General features: G+C 71.6%; 10 protein-coding genes and 1 pseudogene (1 of these 11 cut by a window edge). 3 read left to right on the top strand and 8 right to left on the bottom strand.

The window, feature by feature from the left end:
* From CED_RS12870 to CED_RS12845, 6 genes and pseudogenes are all read right to left on the bottom strand, one after another.
* A pseudogene (locus CED_RS12870) lies at positions 1-524 on the bottom strand (metalloprotease) (it extends 280 nt beyond the left edge of the window).
* Between the two features lie 197 nt (positions 525-721).
* Positions 722-4213, bottom strand: a complete 3492-nt coding sequence (locus CED_RS12865; protein WP_035910850.1) for a DEAD/DEAH box helicase — start codon at positions 4211-4213, stop codon at positions 722-724.
* A gap of 68 nt (positions 4214-4281) precedes the next feature.
* Positions 4282-5502 (bottom strand): alpha-hydroxy acid oxidase, encoded by a 1221-nt coding sequence (locus tag CED_RS12860; protein WP_011436819.1) that lies wholly within the window; start codon positions 5500-5502, stop codon positions 4282-4284.
* A gap of 96 nt (positions 5503-5598) precedes the next feature.
* Positions 5599-8292, bottom strand: coding sequence for an AMP-binding protein (locus CED_RS12855; protein WP_035910848.1), 2694 nt, complete (start codon positions 8290-8292; stop codon positions 5599-5601).
* A gap of 988 nt (positions 8293-9280) precedes the next feature.
* Positions 9281-10078 (bottom strand): molybdate ABC transporter substrate-binding protein, encoded by a 798-nt coding sequence (gene modA / locus CED_RS12850; protein ID WP_035910845.1) that lies wholly within the window; start codon positions 10076-10078, stop codon positions 9281-9283.
* A gap of 293 nt (positions 10079-10371) precedes the next feature.
* Entirely contained in the window at positions 10372-10689 is a 318-nt protein-coding gene (locus CED_RS12845) for a flavin reductase family protein (protein ID WP_235187062.1), read from the bottom strand.
* 791 nt (positions 10690-11480) lie between these two features.
* Between CED_RS12845 and CED_RS12830 the strand changes: the two genes are divergently transcribed.
* Positions 11481-12671, top strand: coding sequence for an amidase (locus CED_RS12830; RefSeq protein ID WP_063613430.1), 1191 nt, complete (start codon positions 11481-11483; stop codon positions 12669-12671).
* A gap of 250 nt (positions 12672-12921) precedes the next feature.
* Here the strand turns inward: CED_RS12830 and CED_RS12825 are convergent, their stop codons facing one another.
* On the bottom strand, positions 12922-14037 hold the full coding sequence (locus CED_RS12825) for an undecaprenyl-diphosphate phosphatase (protein ID WP_035910838.1): 1116 nt from the start codon (positions 14035-14037) through the stop codon (positions 12922-12924).
* 127 nt (positions 14038-14164) lie between these two features.
* Here CED_RS12825 and CED_RS12820 point away from each other — a divergent pair, with 127 nt between their 5' ends.
* Both CED_RS12820 and CED_RS12815 read left to right on the top strand, forming a co-directional pair.
* Positions 14165-14929, top strand: coding sequence for a response regulator transcription factor (locus CED_RS12820; protein ID WP_200875406.1), 765 nt, complete (start codon positions 14165-14167; stop codon positions 14927-14929).
* A 6-nt stretch (positions 14930-14935) separates the two neighbouring features.
* On the top strand, positions 14936-16591 hold the full coding sequence (locus tag CED_RS12815) for a cell wall metabolism sensor histidine kinase WalK (RefSeq protein ID WP_035910836.1): 1656 nt from the start codon (positions 14936-14938) through the stop codon (positions 16589-16591).
* Here CED_RS12815 and CED_RS12810 read toward each other — a convergent pair.
* Positions 16549-17019: a VOC family protein gene (locus CED_RS12810; protein ID WP_035910900.1), complete on the bottom strand. Its 471-nt coding sequence runs from the start codon at positions 17017-17019 to the stop codon at positions 16549-16551. The two genes, CED_RS12815 and CED_RS12810, sit on opposite strands and share 43 nt — an antisense overlap.
* Between the last annotated feature and the right edge of the window lie 106 nt (positions 17020-17125).

Raw genomic sequence — 17125 nt, 5'->3', positions numbered from 1 at the left:
GNGNNNGACACCACGCCGATCGTCCCGCCGATCCGGGCGCCCCGATGGCCCAGCTCGTGCATGATCACAAACAGCGGGTAGGACGCTCCACCCGCCTGGAACAGCTCCGTCATGAAGTCGACGCTGTAGGCGACGGTGTCGTCGAGCTGGCAGTACAGTGCGTTGTCCGCGAACTGCTTGGGATCGTTCACCTGCGCGCCGCAGGCGTCCTGCGGAACCTGGCCGTCCCGGTAGGGGACGAACCGCGGNGGTGTCCACGCGTCGCCGAGTTCGCCGTNCCAGAAGCTGTTCGTGCCGCCCGGGCAGCCGACCGGTTCGGAGAGGAGCTTCTCGACCCCGGCGAGGTCGGTCACCCTGCCTCCGCACTCCCCGGCGGCCGCGATCGGCACCGCCGACGTGCTCACCGATGTCCCCCCCGCGGCCGCGTCCCCCGCGGCCGCGTCCGCCGCGGGGGACGCGTTGCAGCCGGTCAGTACCCCGACGGACACGACGATCGCGGCCAACGCCGCCCAGATGACCCGCACGAGGCATCACCGTAGAGGTCCGCCCCGGTGTGTGGAACCCGACGTCGTCACCCTGACAGGCGCCGACGCCCTGACCTCGCCTAACTGCCGGTCGACGGCCCGGCCACAGGCCCCGATGGGCGCCCATCGGTGGAACCGGGTGAACCCGCCCGCGCCCGTCAGGCCACCGGCCACGAGGCAGAGGCGGTCCGGGGGCGTCAGGCGAACAGCTCGCGGATGTCGTCGGCGTCGAGCGTCGAGCTGAACACGTCACCGTCGTCCATGACGCTGGAGAACAGCCGTGCCTTCCGGTCCTTCATCGCCATCACCTTCTCCTCGATCGTGTCCCGGGCGACGAGGCGGTAGACCATGACGTTGCGGGACTGCCCGATGCGGTGCGTCCGGTCCACCGCCTGTTCCTCGGTCGCGGGATTCCACCACGGATCGAGCAGGAAACAGTAGTCCGCCTCGGTCAGGTTCAGGCCGAACCCGCCGGCTTTCAGGCTGACGAGAAAAACCGGGGCCGACCCCGTCTTGAACCGCTCGAGCACGGTGGACCGGTCGCGGGTCCGGCCGTCGAGGTAGCAGTGCTCCACACCGAGGGCGGACAACCGTTCGCGTACCTTGCCGAGAAATCCGGTGAACTGGCTGAAGACCAGGGCCCGGTGACCACTGTCGACGACGTCGGTGAGCTGCTCGAACAGAGCGTCGATCTTGGCGCACGGCAGGTCTGCGTGGTGGTCGTCCACCAGGCCGGCGTGCAGGCTGAGCTGGCGCAGCAGGGTCAGCGAGCGCAGGATCGTGAAGCGGTTGCGGTTCATNTCGTCGACCAGGCCCAGTACCTTCTGCCGTTCCCGTTGCAGATAGGTCTGGTAGAGCCTGCGGTGCCGCGGGTGCAGGTCCACCTCCAGGACCTGTTCCTGCTTTGGCGGGAGCTCGGGCGCCACCTGTTCCTTGGTGCGGCGCATCATCAGCGGCCTGATCCGCCGTCGGAGCTGGGCGAGCAGCTCGACGTCGTTCTGCTTCTCGACCGGCCGGGCGTAGTAGTCGCGGAAGCGGATCGGGTTCGGGAACAGGCCGGGCGCGGCCACCGACAGCAGCGACCACAGCTCCATCAGGTTGTTCTCCATCGGGGTCCCGGTGACGGCCAGTTTGAACGGCGCCGGCAGCAGCCGGGCGCACCGGTAGGCCTTCGCCTGGTGATTCTTGATCATCTGGGCCTCGTCGAGGATCAGGCCCGACCAGGCCAGGCTCGCGTACTCCTCGTGCTCGAGGCGGAAGAGCGTGTACGAGGTGATCACCAGGTCGGCGCCCGACACCGCCTCGTCGAGGGCCTCGCCACGCCGCCGCTGCGTGTCGCGGATCGCCACCGTTCGCAGCCCGGGCGCGAACCGGGCCGCCTCCGCGGCCCAGTTCGACACGACGCTCGTCGGCGCGACGACGAGGAACGGCGCGAGCTCGGGATCGGCCTGCCGGGCGTGGCAGACCAGCGCCAGCGTCTGCAGCGTCTTTCCCAGGCCCATGTCGTCGGCGAGCACCCCGCCCAGCCGGTACTTCCAGAGGAACGCCAGCCACCGGAAACCGTCGAGCTGGTAGGAGCGCAACGTCGCCGCGAGCGTCGCCGGCGGCTCCTGTTCGAGCTGGCCCTCGGCACCCAGCTCCAGCAGCCCCGTCACCTGCTGGCGCCACGACCGCGCCTGGCGCTCGACCACACCGAGCCCGGCGAGCTCCTCCCACAGCCCGACCTGGAACCGACTGATCCGCAGCGGGCCGCCGGGTGAGTCCTGTAGTGCCCGCGCCTCCTCGATCAGTCGCCGCAACGACTGCAGCTCGGGCTTCTGCAGGCTGAAGTAGGCGCCGTCGGCGAGGAGCAGGTGCGACTGCCCCTGACTCAGCGCCAGGAAGACGTCCGTGAACGGCACCTGCCGGCCCTCCACGGTGACGGTGACCCCGAGATCGAACCAGTCGGTCTCGCCCACCACATCGTCGGTGGACAGGCCGATGAGCAGCGAGTCGCCGGCCTCCCGGTAGGCCGCGGGGTCACCGCTGACCTCGACGGCCACCCCGGGCCGGTCCGCCAGCAACGGGAGCAGCTCCGTCGTCGCGCGCATCGTGTCGACGCCGCGCAGCCGCACCCGTGGCCGCAGACCGGAACCCTGGTCACCGGCGAGCAGGGCGGCCGTGCCGGAGGGCAGATCCAGCGCCGCCAGCACGTCCCGCAACGCGTCCTGCTCCTGGCGCGGATCCCGTAACCCGTCCGGTTCCGCGGCGGGAGGCGTCGCGGCGGGCAGCATCGTGCCGTCCGGTTCGGTGCCGTCCGGCTCCGTCGCGTACAGCGGCACGTGGATCCGCTCGCCGCCGACCTCGTAGGCCCATCCCCAGCTGAGGTCGAGTTCGTGGTCATCGCCGTAGGAGGCGTGCAGCACCAGGGCCGGCGGCGGCACCTCCGGCGGCTCGAAGGAACCGTCGCTGGACACCACGGGGGCCAGGCGCCGCAGGCGCGGGTAGAACTCCGCGCGGAAGCGGGACTCCTCGCTGCGGGGCACCCGCAGGCTCCGGTTCCCGACCGCCATCCGCTGCAGCCGTGGCGGCACCGGCTGGGCGAGCCGCGCGAGCCGGACGTGCCAGTCCCGATGGTCGTCGGAGGTCAGGACCTCCGCCCGGTCGACGTACACGACGCCGTGGCCGTCGCGGCCGATGAACGAGAACACGGCGGCGTCCGTCGCCGTCCCGCCGAGGTGGAGCAGGGGAGCCACGACCAGCGACTGCGTGCTCTCGTCCTGGGTGACGTTCAGGCACAGTTCCGCGGAACCGTACCGGCTCACGTCGCCGAGCTTCTTGCGGGCATGCACGAACCGGAGGCCGACCGCCTCGGCCTCGTCGAGCATCGACCAGAGCTGCCGGCTTTCGAACGCGCAGAGATCGAGTCGTTTCGCGCCGCCGGAAGAGTAGGAGGAGTAGTACGAGTACCCATACCGCTCCTCATGGGCCCGGTACACGGCGAAGAACTCCTGCAGCAGCCGTACCTGCGGCTGTTGGTACTCGCGGGTCTGGTNCGCCGCGTTGAGGGCGTCCCACCCGATGGCGTTGACCCAGCCGTTCCGGCCCGGCTGCACCAGCCGGGCCGTGACCCGCAGGCCCAGCTCGGACCCGCCGCCGTGGGCCGGCGGATCCGCCGTGAAGCTCAGCTCGACGGCCAACGGCGTCGTCCCGGCGGCCCCGCCATGGCCGCCGCCGACGGCGGGCGAGGAACCCAGCAGCTCTCCCAGGTCCTCGGTCCAGGCAGCCGACCGGGACGGCCGCGGCTGAGCCGGCCGGGGCCGAGCCGNCCGNGGGGAGGNCCCGGACCGCCGCGCCGATGGGCCGGGGGCCGCCGCACCCGTTGCCGCGCTCGCCGTGGCCGTCGCGCCTGTCGTGGCCGTCAGCACCAGCGCCACGACGTGCTTGCAGTCGGCGCCCACCGGGCAGGTGCACGAGCCGTACTGGAACGTCCAAGAGGACGGACCGTCACCCGAGAACTGCGCGTTCGTCGCGTAGACCTCGCCGCCGCTTCCACGCACCCGGCCCTGGAGGGTGTTCTCGTCGGGGTCCCAGTCGATCCTCGTGACCGCGCTCTGCTGGGCGTAGTGCACACCTCTGGCATACGAACGTTCGCTGACGGCTGTCCGGAGACCGGCGGTGCCGGGTCCCTGCCACGACACGGAGAGCATGCCGTTAAGGTAGCAGGCGGNGACGGAAGGTCGCCAAGTAGCCCGACTCGGCCGTCGACAGGCATGGCCTATCGCGTCGACGGTGAGAGGGTGCTGGGGATACGTGCGCCCGAGACGAGGCTGCGGTCGAGGTCCGCCACGGTCGCGGCGCCGAGCAGTGCCATCGCGTGGTCGAATTCCACGCGCAGCAGTTCAATCATCCGTAGGACACCGGCCTCGCCGCCCGCGGCGAGGCCGTACAGGTAGGGCCGACCCACGAAGACCCCTGCGGCGCCGAGGGCCAGCGCCTTGACCACGTCGTTGCCTCGCCGGACACCTCCGTCGAGGAACACCGTGAGTCTGCGCGCCGCCGCGTCAACCACCTCCGGCAGAATATCGATGGTCGCGGGGACGCCGTCCAACTGCCGCCCGCCATGGTTCGAGACCACGACACCGTCGACGCCCAGCTCGACGAGCCGGTCGCACTCGTCCCCGCGCATCAGGCCCTTGAGGAGCAACGGGCCTTCCCACAACGACCGGATCCGCTCGACGTCCTCCCAGGTGACGCAGTCCGACGACGATTTGATTGTCGCTCGGGTCTGGTTGAGGCTTAGCCGGGACGGGCCGCCGGGACAGCCGGCGCCGAATTGGCCGCGCATGAAGTCGAATTTGCGCATGAAGTCGAATTTGCGCATGAAGTCGAATTTGCCGCGGATGAAATCGGTCGCCCACGCCGGCTTGCTGGCCCCCTGCAGCAGCATCTTGGGATGCGGCGGCCGACTCATGAGCTTGTTGCGGGTGTCGCGTTCACGGTTGCCCAGGACCGGCGTGTCGATGGTGATGGCCAGGGCCCGGTAACCCGCCGCCGCGATCCGCCGGACGAGGTTCCCGACCTCGGCGCGGTTGGGGGGCAGGTAGAGCTGATACCACAGCGTGCCGGTCGAGCGCGCGGCGACATCCTCGAGCGGGAAGGCTGCCACGGTGCTCTGCATGTACACGATGTCCGCCCGCGCCGCGGCCCTCGCCACAGCGATCTCCGCGGACGAGCGCGCGAGGCGGCCCGCGCCCGTGGGCGCCAGCATGATCGGCATCGACAGCCGCTCGCCGAACACGGTAGTCGAGAGGTCTCGTGTGGCGACGTCGGCGAGCGGCCGCGGGCGGAACTCGATGCGGTCGAACGCCGTGCGGTTACGCCTGAGCGACACCTCGTCGCCGGCGCCGCCCTCCATGGCGTCGAAAACCGCCCGGGGAAGCCTGCGGCGCGCCAGTTCCCGGAAGTCCTCGACATTGATTGCGTCCTGCACCCTCACGAACACGGACCTTTCGCTGTCGGCCTGGCCACGGGATCGCGTTCTCCCGGTCGCCAGGATTGCCAGTCACTCCGGAAGCACTCAAGCGGCAGCCGTTCACGCCTTGCGGGAGCTGGTACAGCCAGCGAGGACCGCCCGGATGTCGGCCGCGATCTCGCTTACGACGGGTTCGCGCAGCACGGTGTCGTGGTCGCCGCCCACGGTGCGGTAGGTCGTCTCGCCGGTCAGCAGCGGGCGCCAGGCCTCCGTACGGTGCGGCGGCGAGGCGGCCGCCAGGTAGACCAGCGCCCGCCCGTTCCAGGGCTTGGGCCGGTAGAACCTCGTGAGCACCCGCGACTGGTTGTAGAAGACGTCGTACTGGTTCATGCCCTTGAACTGAACGACGCCAGCCAACGGGAGTTGGGCCGCCTGCCGGGCCCAGCCGAGCAGGACCCGTGCGGCAGCCCCCGCGCGCGCCGGGCCCATAGCCGATCCCCTCGCACGGTCCAAGGCTGGGGCCGGATTCGAGCTCCTGGTCGGGCCCCCCGGAACTGGAAGCTGAGAGGGCTGCACTCCTCCCGCGAAGACGCCGGAGGACGTGTCGGGCAGGAAGCTGTCGATGAGGACGAGCAGTTCGACGTGCTCGCCGGCCTCGGTGAGGAGTCTCGCGGTTTCGAGGGCGACGAGGCCGCCGAAGGAGTGGCCGGCGAGGTAGTAGGGGCCGGCGGGTTGGAGTAGGCGCAGGGTGCGGGCGTGACGGCGGGCGGCGGCGTAGATGGACCAGTCGGGGAGACCGCGGTATTCGAGGCCGTGGGCTTGGACGCCGTAGACGGGGCGTTCGCCGTCGAAGTGGCGGGCAAANCCAANCATGCCGACAGCGAGGCCGCCGGCGCCGCAGAAACAGAAGAGGGGCCCGCCGCTGCCGGTGGTGCGCAGCGGGACGACGGTGGGGTGGCGTAGGACGTCGGTGCCGGCATTGCGCAGGCGGGCGGTGAACTCGGCGACGGTGGGGGCGTCGGCGACGGTGGAGGTGGGGAGTTTGACACCGAGTTCGTCGGCGACTCTGGTGAGGAGCTCTTCGGCGATGAGGGAATCGCCGCCGAGTTCGACGAAGTCGTCGTGGATACCGACGTCGTCGAGGTGCAGGGCGGCGGCCCACACACCGGCGACGGCCTCTTCCCACTGGTCGCGGGGCGGGTCCTGGCCGGGTTTCGGACCGGCGGGGGGNAGGNTCAGTCGGTCGACCTTGCTGCGGTCGGTCCTCGGNAGCGCGGNGACCAGCATGACGGTGGCCGGCACCATGTAGGACGGCAGCTTGGCCCGTAGCAGGCGCCTGATCGAGGCCGGTGAGACCCGGGCGCCGGTCACGGGGACGACGTAGGCGACCAGGCGGGCCCGCTGCGTGGTCCTGTCGGCCACGACGACGGCTTCTAGCACATCCGAGCTCGCCAGCAGGGCGGACTCGATTTCGATCGGCTCGACGAGGTACCCACGGATCTTCACGGCCGCGTCGTTGCGGCCGACAACCCTGAGCTGGCCGCTGGCGTCGATGCGCCCGAGGTCTCCGGTGCGGTAGGTGGGTGTGCCGTCCGGCCCGATGCCGAACCGCGATGCGCTCGCCGCCGGCGCCCGCCAGTAGCCCCCCGTGATGAAGTGGCCCATCACGACGATCTCCCCCGTCTCACCGGGCGGCATCTCGATGCCATCCGGCGAGACCACCCTCACCGCGACGTCAACCACCGGCCGCCCGGCCGGCATCACGCCGTCGGGCAGGTCGTCGTCCGACCAGATCGGGGCACAGGTCGCCGTGCCGAGCTCCGAGGCTCCGTAGGAGACCAGGAACGCCGCGGCCGGCGGTAGGTGGTGGCGGGCCAACTCGACGTCGCGGGCGTAGATCGCCTCGCCGACCGACATGACGAATCGGAGGTCGTCGAGCACCTCGTCCGGCTCAAGGCAGCCGAACACGATCCGGATCAGCGCCGGCGTGGCCACGATGCCGGCCGGCCGGGTGGCGNGCAGCCAGTCGGCCAGGTCTCGGACGCCGCGGACCCGAGGGTCGTACATCTCGAGGGTGGTGCCGAAGACCAGGCCACCGACCGTCCGGTTCATCCCCGAGATGAAGGAGTAGGGCAGGAAGAGCGGCAGGCGGTCGCCCGGAACCAGCCGCATCACGTCCTGGACCTGGATGGCGTAGTGGATGCCCAGCAGGGCGCGGTGGTGCCACACGACACCCTTCGGTACTCCGGTCGACCCGGAGGTGAAGATGAGCACGGCTGGATCGGTATCGGCCCGGCGCGGCGCGGTCGACGCCACCCGGTCAGCCAGCGCCGGGGACCAGTCGGCGACGCGCTCGTCGCCGACGTCGATAGTCNNNNCGATCCCCGGCAGCGCGGCGGCAGTCCGCTGGTCGGCGGAGCCAGTCGGTCCGGTGACGCNCNCCGAGNCCCCCGCCAGTCCCACGACCTGAGCGAGACGGTCGGTGGGATGCATCCTGTCGAGGGGCACGCAGGGCCGGCCGCTCGCGATGACGCCCAGGACGGCGGCGATCCCGCTCGCGCCGTGGGGCAACAGCACCGCGACGGGCGTGTCCGGGTCAGCCGCGGCGGGCTGCCGAAGGATGCGGTCGGCGACGACGTCCACCCAGGCGACGAGCTGGGCGAAGGTAACGGCACGGTGTTCGTCGCGGACCGCCACGACGTCGTGGCAGACCATGGCGACGGTGCGGATCCGGTCGACGACGTTTCCGAACCGGTCGTCGGGACGCAGCGGCGGCGGTACCGGCACCGCCTGGGTGACCTGGCCTTTCCTCATGCCAGGCCTTTCCTCGCGCCAGCCAGGTCAGTGGCCCCAGGGACGGGCGGTGTTGTCATGGCGCCTCCCGGGCGGGCACTGGTATTGGAGCCGTGACCGCGCTCCGGTCCGTTCAGATCCGTTCATATCTAACACGAACGGCTTTGCGACCGACCATCCAGGCCATATTAATCATTAACGTAAGGGTATGGTTGCCATAAGGACCTGGCGCCCGCGATACGGCTCGACGCGAAGCGCCGCTTCGTCTCCCTATTGGCCGAGCCGGGTCTGTTGCGGCANGGNCGGNGGAAGCGGTCGGCATGATCGACCGATATGTCTCCGCGCCGNCGGGCCGTTGGTGCCGGTGCCAGAGTTCGCAAGATTCCGGTGGTACTCGCGATTGGCCCGGTCCGCTCGGGATACCGAGGAACTGCTCACCAGGAGTGGTATCGACGTCGACCACGTTACTGAGCCTTTCCGCGTAACCATCTGTTGCATTGTGTAGCATTAATGGCGTGTTTCTGCGCGGTCTCAATAGGTCAGTGCACCACGTGTGGATCCAGTCACAGGGCTGGATCTGATAGGACGTGGTGTCCCTTGACCTGGAGGCGCGGTGCGCCGTCCCAGGCCACCTCGAAGGCCACCTCGAAGGCGATCTGATCATCGGCAAGGGTGGCAAGAGCCAGATCGCGACCCTCGTCGACTGAGTAGGTAGCCGCGGGCGCCGGTGCGTGGAGCGGCGAACACGAATTCGTCCTCGCCGTACATNGGCCAGCCACAACGCCCCCGAAGGGAGCGGTTCATACAACGCCTAACACCTGGTGGCCCGGAGGGAGCTCGAACAGCTCGAACCCCGAGGCGGCCTCGAACCCCGAGGCGGCCTCGAACCCGCGGGAGGGGGACACCGTCCCGCGGGCCCGAGGCGGAGAGGTCCTTCGCCGGATCGTGGGATGCCGTGGCGGACCTCGGCTAGGGGCCTCGGCCAGGGGCCTGGGTCAGGGGGCCTGGGTCAGGGGGCCTGGAATCCCGCGTTGGTCAGCACGGTGCTCGCCTTGTCGGACAGGATGAAGTTGACGAACGCGGTGGCGCCGACGGCGTTGGGCGCGTTCTTCAGCGCGACGATCGGGTAGTCGTTGATCGCCTTGGCGGATTCGGGGAACTCGACGCCGTCCACCTTGCCCGCCGACGCCTTGACGTCCGTGCGGTAGACCAGCGCGGCGTCGACCTCACCGAGGGTGACCTTCGACAGCGCGGACTTGACGTCCTGCTCCAGGGTGACCGGGGTCAGGTTCACTCCGGTGGCGGCGAGCGCCTTCTTCGCGGCGGCTCCGCAGGGCACCTGCTCGGCGCACAGCGCGACCTTCACCCCAGGCTTGGTCAGGGCGGGCAGATCGGTGATGCCCTTCGGGTTGCCCTTCGGTACGGCGATGACGAGCTGGTTGCGGACGAAGACCTTGGGCGCGCCGACGTTGTCGCCGGCGTCGGTGACGGTCTTCATCGTGGCCGGGCTCGCCGCGGCGAACACGTCGGCCGGGGCGCCGGAGGTGATCTGCTGGGCCAGCTGCGAGCTGCCGGCGAAGGAGAAGGTCACCTTCGATCCGGGGTTCGCGGCCTCGAAGTCCTTGCCGAGCTGGGTGAACGACCCCGTCAGCGAGGCGGCGGCGAGCACCTTGACGGTCCCTTGTACTCCGCTCGCGGCGCTGCTGGCCGTGGCGGAGGGTGTCGCGGCAGCGCCGCCGTCGCTGCCGCCACATCCGGCGGTCGCGAGAAGCCCGGCGCCGAGCACCGCCAGGGCCACCGTCTTCATCCTGCGAAATCTCACGTGTCCCGTTCCTCCACCCGTTCACCCGTTGTCCGACTGCCGCAGCCGCGGACCATGTCGCTGAGCTAATCCGCAGATACGAAACTCTGTGCATGATAGTTCCGCATCTGCGCGCTGAACAGGTGGGTTGTTCCGTGGTGTGCCGATGCGCGGCCGGGGCCTGCGCCACGGCGACCGGAGCCCCGCTCGGCGGGCGATGTCGAGAGCGGTGCCGAGGGCAGGGTCGAGAGCGGTGCCGAGCCGGTTGAGCCGGTCATGCTCCTCTGGCCGGCCGCGGGTTACGACGGCAGGACGTGGAAGGTCCGGTCGTGGTAGATGAGCGGGGACGCCTCCGGGTCGGCGTCCGCCTCAAGGACCTGGCCGATGATGAGGAAGTGGTCCCCGGCCTCGACGGGTGGCCGGGCGGAGCAGCGCAGCCACGCCCGTCCCCCGTCGAGCAGGGGCTCGCCGGTGGGCAGCCTGGTCCAGCGGGTCGGCGAGGCGAATCGGTCGATCCCGCTGCGGGCGAAGCGCCGGGCGACCTCCTCCTGCTGGGAGGACAACAGGGTCACCACGAAGGTCTCCGCGACCCGCAGACGGGGCCACGTCGATGACACCCAGACTCTGGTCCTCGACTCCGTGCAGGCCAGACGAGTCGCAGCGCTGATCACCTGGCAGCATGCCGTCGGGGGGCAGGCGCACTGCTTGGCCCGGCTGGTGCTGCGCGCCNCNCCCGAACCGCCGGTCGCGGTCCTGTCCGAGCTGGCCGACAACCCCGACCGTCTCGGGATCAGCGGAGATATGGCCGGGGTCGCCGTGGCGTTCCTCGCGGCCATGCGGCCCTACGCCACCCTGGACCCCGCATCGCTGGTCTGGATCACTCACCACGGGCCGTTCTCCTCCCCCGATGACGACGGCGGGCCCCAGACCTTCACCCGCGTGGACCTCGACTACCGCGATGGCGCCTTCCGCGACGACCTGCGTGCCGCCCGCAAGGCCGACATCGTGGTCTCCGCCACCGGACAGCCCACCTGCTCACCGGCGAGCACATCGGCGAGCACATCGGCGCCCACCAGTGCCTCGTTGTGGACTCCGGGTTCATGCCGCGCGCCGACGGGTCGGTGGCCGGCGACATCCACCCCAGCGCCGTCGGGATCCCGTAGCGGATCACCCCGGTGCCCGGTGGGGTCGGCCCGGTCGAGATGGCCGTGCTGATGGAACGCATCGTCCGCCAGGAGGCCGACCCGAACCTGCGCCCCTGGGCGCTGCCCCCGGCGTCGCCCCGGACCCGCGCCCAGACCACGACGCGCGCCGCCTTCCCGACCCGCAACCCGTCCCCATCTCGTNCCCCNCCCCGGCGGGAACCGCCACCTCCTCCACCGATCCCCACCCCGCCCCGGCGGCCCCGGTGAGCGGCGGACTGTCCGCGCTGCGCATCGCCGCCCTGGTCCACGCCGGGGAGCTATCCGCCGAGCAGATGACCCGCGACGCGCTTGCGCGTATCGCGGACGGCGATTCGGCGGTGCGGGCCTTCGCCGCCCTGTGGCCCGAGCAGGCGTACGCCCACGCGGCCGACGTGGACCGCCGGGTCCGCGCGGGCGAACGGCCGCCGCTGGCCGGGGTGCCTCTGGGGGTGAAGGTTACCGAGGGGCTGACCTCGACCCAGACCCGCCGGCTGCTCGCGGGCGGCTGCGTACCGGTCGGTGCCACCGCCACCCCGGGCCCGGGCACTACCTGGCAGACCTGGGGGCACACCGACCGCGGCCCGACTCTCAATCCGCACGACCCGGCTTGGAGCCCCGGCGGGTCGTCCGCCGGATCGGCCGCCGCCGTCGCCGCCGGCCTGGTTCCCTTGGCCACCGGCAGCGACGGCGCCGGTTCGGTGCGCATCCCGGCGGCGTGGTGCGGCGTCGTGGGCCTGAAACTCACGGGCGGCCGGGTGCCCGCCCGCGACCGCGCGGGTCTCAACGCTGCCGGCGTGCTGGCCCGCGAGCCCGCCGACGCGGCCGCCTACCTCGACGCCGTCGCGGGCACCGCGACCCTGCCGGCGCTGCGCCGCCCCGACCGGCCGCTGCGCACGGCGTGGTCGGCCACGCTCGGTTTCGCCGATACGGCCCCGGCGGTCGCCGAGGTGGCCCGCACCCACCTGGACGCCCTCGCCCGAGCCGGCGCGCTCGCGGTGACCGATGCCGTGCCGTGCTTGCCCGACCCGGCGGACTGCTGGGTGTCCCTGCGTCACAGCGGCCAGGACACCGCCGGTACCCGGGCCGCCCTGCTGCGCTCTCTCGGTGGCCTGTTCGCCGGGCACGACCTGCTCGCCACCCCGACCACACCCAACCCCCCGCACGGCCACCANGGGCCCGGGGAGACGATGAGCGTGGCACTCACCTGGGCGTTCAACATCACCGGCCATCCTGCGATCAGCATCCCAGCAGGCCTAACCGGTGTCGGGGAACCGGTTGGCCTGCACCTGGTCGCCCCACCGGGCCGCGAGGCCGACCTTCTCGCCGTCGCTCTGGTGGCCCGCGCCATGCCCACCGCGCCCATCCGAACATGGCGACGACGGCTACCGGGCCCGGGACTCGGGTTCGTGCCTTGACGGCGCCGACCTCGTCCTGGTCGCCGAACTCCTCGGCCACGCCCGCGTCGACACCGTCCGGATCTACACCCTGCCCACCGACGACGACGTCCAAGACGCCGTCGACCGGGTCACCGTCGACTACGAACCACTCCGAAACGGACCATGCCACTACAGAGAGCTACTTTGCGGCTGGTGGCACGAACCCGAGTCCTGGGCCCTCCAGCGCTGTCCCGTTGCTGTCCCGTGCCGTTCAGAAGATCCCGAAACGTCAGAAGATCCCGAAACGTACGACGCACAGGGCACCGGCCACCAGGCAGTAGACGGCGAAGGGGGTCGCCGTGCGGGTTTCGAACCATCGGGCCAGGAACCGGATGGACACGTAGGCCACGACGCCGGCGACGATCGCCCCGAACAGGGTCTGACCGCGAACACCGTCTCCGAGCGGGCCGAGGAGGTCGGGGAGTTTCAGCAGGCCGGCGGCGAGGATCACCGGGGTGGCGAGCAGGAACGCGAACCGGGCGGCGTCGAGGTGGGAGAGTCCCCGGGACAGGCCAGCGATCATCGTGACGCCCGACCGGCTGATTCCCGGAGCCAGGGCGGCGGTCTGCGCCACCCCGACGAGCAGGGCGTCCAGGCGCGGCAGCGCGGCGAGCCGCCGGTCGGCGTGCCGGGCCGCTGTCTCGGCTTCGGGTAGTGCTGTCTCGGCTTCGGGTAGTGTCACATCCTCGGCTTCGGGTAGTGCCGTCTCGGTCGTCACGGCCTTCGAGTGGTTGCCGGGCCCGGACCCGGGTGCGGATCCGTGAGCTACCAGGGGACCGGAGGCCGGGCGCGTCCCGACCCTGCGGCCCGTGACCGGCGCCGAGCGTGGTATCGGCATGGTGTGCTCGTCCCGGTATCCGGCCGGCCCGGGAGCGCCGCGGGTCGTCGACCGGCGGCGCAGACGCTCCCCCAGCAGCATGATCATGCCGTTCACGGTGAGGAACACGGCGGCCGGCAGCGGCCGGCCCAGGTGGGTGCGCAGCGGATGCTCGAGGAGCAGCCCGACGATGCCCACCGGAACGGTCCCAAGGATGATCAGCCAGGCGNGCCGGCCGTNGGNGGTGGTGACCCGCCGGTCCCGGACCGAGACGGCCAGGCCCGTGATGATGCGCCGCCAGTCGTCACGGAAGGCGACGATAAGCGCCGCGGCGGTGGCCACGTGCACGGCGACGATGAAGGCGAGGTAGGGCGACTCGGGCGCGGAGACGTCGAGGTCCGCTGCCCATCGGCCGCCGATGAGAGCCGGCACGAGCACGCTGTGACCAAGGCTGGACACCGGGAACAACTCCGTGGCGCCCTGCAGGGCACCGATCACGCCCGCCTCGGCGTAGCTGAACGAGGACATGCCCGGCACCGTGCGCCTTCGATCATGTGAACATGGTGTGATGACCGAGTCCCGCGGCGCCACCGGCCGTGACACCGGCCGCAGACCGGAGCGGTTCTGCGCTCGCAGCAGCTCTACGATCCGTTCCATGCGGGTACTGGTCGTCGAGGACGAGGCGCGCACCGCCGCCCTGCTCCGCCGTGGCCTGGTCGAGGAGGGCTACGCGGTCGACGTCGTCGGTGACGGCGCCGACGCGGTCTGGCAGGCGACCGAGATCGGCTACGACGCGATCGTCCTGGACCTCATGCTTCCCGGTCTCGACGGATTCGAGGTGTGCCGCCGCCTGCGCGAGGCGGGCCGCTGGGCCCCGGTGCTCATGCTCACCGCCCGGGGGGACGNTGACGACCGTATCCGCGGTCTCGACGCGGGTGCCGACGACTACCTGCCCAAGCCGTTCNGCTTCGGGGAACTGACCGCCCGGCTGCGGGCGCTCGTGCGGCGCGGGGCCGTGGAACGCCCCACCGTCCTGCGGATCGGGGATCTTCGCCTCGACCCGGCCGAGCACCGCGTCCTGCGGGCTGGATCGCCACTCGACCTGTCCGCGAAGGAGTTCGCGCTCCTCCACCTGCTCATGCGCCATCCCGACGAGGTTCTGACCCGTACCTATATCGTCGATCACGTCTGGGACTTCGCCTTCGACGGCACCTCCAACATCGTCGACCAGTACGTGCGCTACGTCCGCCGGAAGATCGACATTCCGGACGGTCCGTCGCTCATCGAGACCGNCCGCGGGGTCGGATACCGGCTACGGACCCCGGCCGAGACGCCGCCCGGGAGGTCCCGCACACCTGATGTGTCTGCCGCGCCCGGTGCGTCTGCCGCGCCCGGCCCGGTCGTCGACGGGGGATCGTAGCCCGACGTGCCGATCCGGGTGAGGCTGACCCTGCTGTTCGCGCTGGGGACCGCGATCGTGCTCGCCGTCGCTGGCGTCCTGTTCTACCTGCTGCTCCGGGTGAACCTGCGGGACTCCGTTGACGCCGACCTGCGGACCCGGTCGGATCTGCTGACGGTCAGGCTCGCCGATCGGTTTGATGCCGCCCGGCCCGGGGGCGCCGGGGGCGTTGGTCGAGCCGATGCGGCCGATCTGCTCGTGGGCGGCGGATCGATCGCCCAGGTGCTCCGGGCGGACGGGACGCCGATCGTCTCGTCGCCGGACGCCGGGTCGCGGCCGCTGCTGACCGCGGACCAGCTCGCCCGGGCCCGGGCGCAGCCGACCCTGGTCACCCGGGAAGTGCGGGCCGGCACCGGGATCAGGCCGACCGGAGATGTCCGCGTCCTGGCCGTGGCGGTGCACACGGGCCGGGCCACCATGATCGCGGTCGTCGGCACGCCGACGCACCTCACCGACAGGGCCGAGGACCGGGTCCGCAACGTGATGGTGGTGGCGACGGCTCCGACGATCGCGCTGGCCGGCCTCGCCGCCTGGCTGCTCTCGGGGGCGGCGCTGCGGCCGGTGGAGCGGATGCGCCGGCAGGCGGCCGCCATGGCGGCCGCGGAGGTGGTCGCCGCCGGTCCGGTCGCCGCCGGTGGCGGCGACCCGGTCACCGCCGGCAGGAACGGCGAGCTGGCGGTGCCCGCGACCCATGACGAGATCGCCGCTCTGGCCAGAACGATGAACGACCTGCTCCGCCGGCTGAACGCGGCCCGTGCCCGGGACCGTGCCTTCGTCGCCGACGCCGGCCACGAGCTGCGGACGCCCCTGACCGTGCTCAAGGCCGAGCTGGAGCTCGCCGCCCGTCCCGGTCGCACGCGCGAGGAGCTGATCGAGGCGATCGTCAACGTCTCGGACGAGACCGACCGGCTCATCCGGCTGGCCGAGTCGTTGCTCACGCTCGCCCGGATGGACGGTGGTCTCGTCGGACAGGGGCGGGTCGCGCTCGACGAGGTACTCACCCGCTCCGCCCGGGCAGCGACGGGCTTTCTCCAGGCGCGCGGGCTACGACTCCGGCTTGGCGTCGCCGACGCGCAGCGGCCGCTGGAGGTCCTCGGCGACGGGGACATGCTCCGGCGGGCGGTCGACAACCTGCTTGCCAACGCCGCGCGTCACGCACCCGCGGGCAGCGTCGTCGAGCTGCGGGGATGCCGCGCACCGCGGCGGGTCGTCGGGCCGTGGGTGGGTGTGGACGGGCCGGGCGAGGTCGTCATTGTGCAGATCCGCGACCGCGGCCCCGGGTTCCCCCCCGAGTTCCTGCCGCACGTGTTCGAACGGTTCCGTCGCGCGGACACCGCCCGCACCCGGGACCACGGCGGTGCCGGGCTGGGTCTCGCGATCGTCGCCGCGATCATCAGTGCACACGGCGGCACCGTCGAGGCGGCCAACTGTCCGGACGGCGGCGCGGTCGTCACCGTCACCCTGCCTGCGACCGCCTGGCCTCCCGGTCCGCCGTCGGCGAGCCTGGCCTCCCGGTCCGCCGCCGGCGAGGGTGCACCGGGTCGTCCGGGTGAGCCCCGCCGTCCCGACGGGCCCGCGCGTCAGCCGTCGGCGAGGGATCTCCGGTCCCGGCGCAGGGGATGATCGGGCGGGATCTCCACGACCACGATCGGGACGCCGTCCGGATCCTCGATCCACATCTCGTCGAGTCCCCACGGCTCACGCCGCGGCTCCCGGGTGATGACGACACCCGCCGCGTTCAACCGGGCGTGTTCGGCTGCCAGGTCACGCACCTGCAGCCAGAGCCGCGCCGTCCTCACTGGTTCCCGGCCCGTGCCCACTGGTTCCCGGCCCGTGCCCACTGGTTCCCGGCCCGTGCCCACCGGCCGTGCCGGCCGCTGCGAGTGCCCGGACACCTCCAACAGGCCCTGGCCGAGGAAGAACACCAGCCCGGGTTCCTCCGGCGGCCCGAACTCGCGGTAGACCGCCAGCCCGAGGGTCTCGCGGTAGAAGTGATGACTGCGCTGCGGATCCGTGGGCCGGAGCAGGATGCGGCTACTGAGAACCTCCATCCGGCGAGTCTGCCCCGCCTGCGGACCGCCGTCGTCACCCGCGAGGTGCTGCGGGAGGCCGAGAGCGACCCGCGGCGGCGCCCCTTCGTCCACGTCGCGTAGCGTC

Source organism: Frankia sp. CeD (assembly GCF_000732115.1).
In the GTDB taxonomy this organism is placed as follows: domain Bacteria; phylum Actinomycetota; class Actinomycetes; order Frankiales; family Frankiaceae; genus Frankia; species Frankia casuarinae.
Note: the sequence above shows the minus strand (reverse complement) of the source record. Positions and strands in the feature narration are given on the sequence as shown.